Annotated in this window: 4 protein-coding genes; 3 read left to right on the top strand and 1 reads right to left on the bottom strand. The window is 62.1% G+C overall.

The genetic code is table 11. The features are described 5' to 3' along the window. Nucleotides 1-240: 240 nt before the first annotated feature. Both ACOJB8_RS40815 and ACOJB8_RS40810 read left to right on the top strand, forming a co-directional pair. Nucleotides 241-1,512, top strand: a complete 1,272-nt coding sequence (locus ACOJB8_RS40815; protein WP_475017906.1) for a glutamate-5-semialdehyde dehydrogenase — start codon at nucleotides 241-243, stop codon at nucleotides 1,510-1,512. Between the two features lie 75 nt (nucleotides 1,513-1,587). Beyond that, nucleotides 1,588-2,010 (top strand): CopD family protein, encoded by a 423-nt coding sequence (locus ACOJB8_RS40810; protein WP_342950338.1) that lies wholly within the window; start codon nucleotides 1,588-1,590, stop codon nucleotides 2,008-2,010. Between the two features lie 65 nt (nucleotides 2,011-2,075). Here ACOJB8_RS40810 and ACOJB8_RS40805 read toward each other — a convergent pair whose 3' ends face one another. Further along, nucleotides 2,076-2,261, bottom strand: a complete 186-nt coding sequence (locus tag ACOJB8_RS40805; RefSeq protein WP_475017904.1) for a hypothetical protein — start codon at nucleotides 2,259-2,261, stop codon at nucleotides 2,076-2,078. Nucleotides 2,262-2,837: 576 nt separating this feature from the next. Here ACOJB8_RS40805 and ACOJB8_RS40800 point away from each other — a divergent pair. Next, a partial coding sequence (locus tag ACOJB8_RS40800; RefSeq protein WP_475017902.1) for an ESPR-type extended signal peptide-containing protein occupies nucleotides 2,838-3,921 on the top strand: 1,084 nt, incomplete at its 3' end.

Here is a 3,921-nt window from a genome sequence, read left to right as displayed (position 1 = left end):
GCCCGACCGCGCACCGCAGGGCCGTCGCGCCGGCCGGGATAAAGCGTTCCGCGCTTGCCTGAACCGGCGCGTCGGCGCCTGCCTCATGCCGCGCCGCGCGGCCGGCACCTGCCGGGCCGCCCGGCCACGTCCAGCAAACCTTGGCGGCTGGCCTTAAAATCGGCCTGAACCGCTTTGAATCGAACCGCGCCTGGGCAGCTCATCTGACTGCGCCTCACGCGCCGCATGACGAAAGACACTATGGATATCGACCAGTACATGACCGACCTCGGCCGCCGCGCACGCAACGCTTCGCGCGCGATGGCACGAGCCACGACGGCCGCGAAGAACGCGGCGCTCGAAGCAGTGGCGCAAGCCATCGAGCGTGACGCGCAGCAGTTGAAGGATGCGAACGCACGCGACCTCGCGCGCGCGAAGGAAAAGGGCCACGACGCGGCGTTCATCGACCGCCTCACGCTGTCGGACAAGGCGCTCAAGACCATGGTGGAAGGCCTGCGCCAGGTGATGGCGCTGCCCGACCCGATCGGCGAAATCAGCAACCTCAAGTTCCGCCCGAGCGGCATCCAGGTGGGGCAGATGCGCGTGCCGCTGGGCGTGATCGGCATCATCTACGAGTCGCGGCCGAACGTGACGATCGACGCGGCCGCGTTGTGCCTGAAGTCGGGCAACGCGACGATTCTGCGCGGCGGCTCCGAGGCGCTCGAATGCAATACGGCGCTCGCGAAGCTGATCGGCGAAGGGCTGGCTGCGGCGGGATTGCCGCAGGATGCGGTGCAAGTGGTCGAGACTGCCGACCGCGCGGCCGTGGGCAAGCTCATCACGATGACAGAATTCGTGGACGTGATCGTTCCGCGCGGCGGCAAGAGCCTGATCGAGCGCCTGATGGCAGAGGCGCGCGTGCCGATGATCAAGCACCTGGACGGCATCTGCCATGTGTACGTGGACGACCGCGCCGATCTCGCGAAGGCGCTGACCGTGTGCGACAACGCCAAGACGCACCGCTACGGCACCTGCAACACGATGGAGACGCTGCTCGTGGCGCGCGGCATTGCGCACGACGTGCTGCCGCCGCTTGGCCGCCTGTATCGCCAGAAGGAAGTCGAACTGCGCGTGGATGCTGCGGCGCGCGCGATTCTCGCCGACGCGGGCGTAGGTCCGCTCGTGGACGCGACCGAAGAGGACTGGCGTACCGAGTATCTTGCGCCGGTGCTGGCGGTGAAGGTGGTCGACACGCTCGACGACGCGATCGAGCACATCAACGCCTACGGCTCGCACCACACCGACGCGATCGTCACCGAAGACCACGACCGCGCCATGCGCTTTCTGCGCGAAGTCGACTCGGCGAGCGTGATGGTGAACGCCTCGACGCGCTTCGCCGACGGCTTCGAGTTCGGCCTCGGTGCGGAGATCGGCATTTCGAACGACAAGCTGCATGCGCGCGGCCCGGTCGGCCTGGAAGGGCTGACCTCGTTGAAGTACGTCGTGCTCGGCCACGGCGAAGGCCGTCAATAGTCACGCATCGCTCGGGGCGGCGCACGGCGTAGCGCCCCGCCTCGTTGCACAATCGCTCACGAAGAAGAAAAAATAATGTCGATGCTCTGGGTCAAGACGTTTCACATCGTGCTGATCGCCTCGTGGTTCGCGGGCCTGTTCTACCTGCCGCGCATCTTCGTGAATCTCGCGATGGAAACCGAGCCTGCGGCCGTCAAGCGTCTGCTCATCATGGCGCGCAAGCTCTACCGCTTCATGACTATGATCGCCGTGCCCGCGCTGCTATGTGGACTGTGGCTGTGGCTCGTGGTGGGGATTGGGCGCGGCCAGGGCTGGATCCACGCGAAAGTGGGCGTGGTGTTGCTGCTCATCGTCTATCACGCGTACTGCGGACGTTTGCTCAAGACCTTCGAGCGCGGCGAAAACCGCCGCTCCGACAAGTGGTATCGCATGTTCAACGAGCTTCCCGTGCTCGGCATGCTGGCTGCGGTGGCGCTGGCTGTCATCAAGCCGTTCTGAATCACTGACGCACTCACGCCGCCACCGCGGCGCGTAATTCAGCTTTTTCCCGCGCGCGGGCGCCGTCAGATAGCGCCCGCTGTCTCGCGGCGCATGCGGGCCGCTACGACACGCCAGCTGTACGCCTGCTTCACGAGCACGTCAGTGAAGCGATACTCGATCGCCTCCAGGCCTGCCGCAGGTGTGTAACCGTTGATGCCGCTCGCCACGGCGATATTGTCGAGCACCTGCAAACCCGCGTCGATCAGCACGTGCGCCCCCGGTATCCGATAAATCTCGGCGGATAGCCTGAAGTTTAATATTTATTGAAAAATACCTGACAATTGCGGATGCAATTGGGATTGATTTGTAGGATTTCTTAAAAGGCGTAGGAGATTTTTTTCGTATAAAGACAAGGGCTGTTTTTCTGTAATTCGATTCCGTGTAATTGGCGAAAATAAATGGAAATTTCCTGCTGCCTCTGCGGTTCTTATCTCGACCTTTGAGAACATTGCTGACTCCTGCGAACTGTTGCTATTGCCTTTGCTGATTGTGTGCCTCGGCCCTTTTTCATCGACCTTTTCGCTTTAAGAGTTCTCTTATTCTCCCTGTGACTTCGAATTCGTAAAGTTGCTCCTGTAATCGCATATTGGTCCGATAAATCTGCGTGGAATCCCTCAGTTGTCGGAATTATCGAGCCATGGCGTGTTCGACGCAGATCGTTGGCTTTAATGGGCCAGATGATTTTCTTTATAGAAGGAAATTGCCGACAGATTGCCGCGCGCATCGGGTTGTGACGCCTGCGGGTATCACTCGGTCGGTACTCCCTCGATTCACCAGGGCCAGGAATGAACAGGACATACAAATCAGTCTGGAACGAGATCACAAGAACTTGGGTTGCGGCGGCGGAAAACGCAAAAGGCAAGCGCAAGGGCAAGGGCAAGGGCAACGTGAAGGCGATGGTCATTGCCGTCGCGGTGCTGGGCGTGGCCAGTCAGGCGCACGCCTATGTCGCCGGCGGGAGTGGCAACACCGCTCCGAACGACAGTGGCATTGACTCGAACCTTGCGATTGGCTCGAACGCCTATGCGGCTGACACATCAAGTACGTATTTGATTCCAGGGGATGGTCGCCATCTGCGGGAGTACAACCTTGCTATCGGCGCCAGTGCCAGTGCAACAGGCGCGGGAACAATGGCAATCGGCCAATACACGCTTGCCAGTGGCCAGAATGCGGGTGTGATTGGCTTCGGCGCCACCGCTACGGGCGCGTTTGGAACCGTGGTGGGTTCGCTCGGAACGGCAGCCGGCACCGCCAGCAGCGCGCTGGGCTACCTGACAGTAGCAAGCGGGGATTTTTCTGCCGCAATGGGCAGTTACAACAAGGCGTTGGGCTATGCGTCGGTCGCGATGGGCGCGTCGACAACTGCGGCTGGCGACAGATCGGTTACCATCGGCAGCAACTCCACGTCAGTCGGTGATGGCTCGGTGGCGATAGGCAGGAGTGCCGTCGCGACCAATGCAAACGACGTGGCGCTGGGCGGTGGTGCGACCACAGCAACCGTGGTGAACACGGCGGGCGTGACGATCGGCGGCAATAGCTATTCGTTCGCAGGCACGAACGCGAAGAGTACGATCTCGGTGGGTTCGGCGGGCAAGGAGCGCACGCTCACCAACGTCGCGGCAGGCCAACTGACGGCTGCGTCGACCGACGCGGTGAATGGCTCGGAACTGTTCGCGACCAACCAGCAGGTCACGCAGAACACAACCGACATCAGCAACCTGCAGGGCGACGTCACGAACATCAACGGCCAGCTGGCCGATGCGGTGATGTACGACACGTCGACGCACGACTCGGTGACGCTGGGCGGCACGGATGCGACCACGCCGGTGGCCTTGCACAACGTGGCGGCGGGCGCAGTCTCGGCGACGA

This window comes from Paraburkholderia sp. BR10141 (assembly GCF_056155635.1).
The sequence above is the reverse complement of the archived record's forward strand: the minus strand, read 5'-3'. Positions and strand labels throughout refer to the sequence as shown.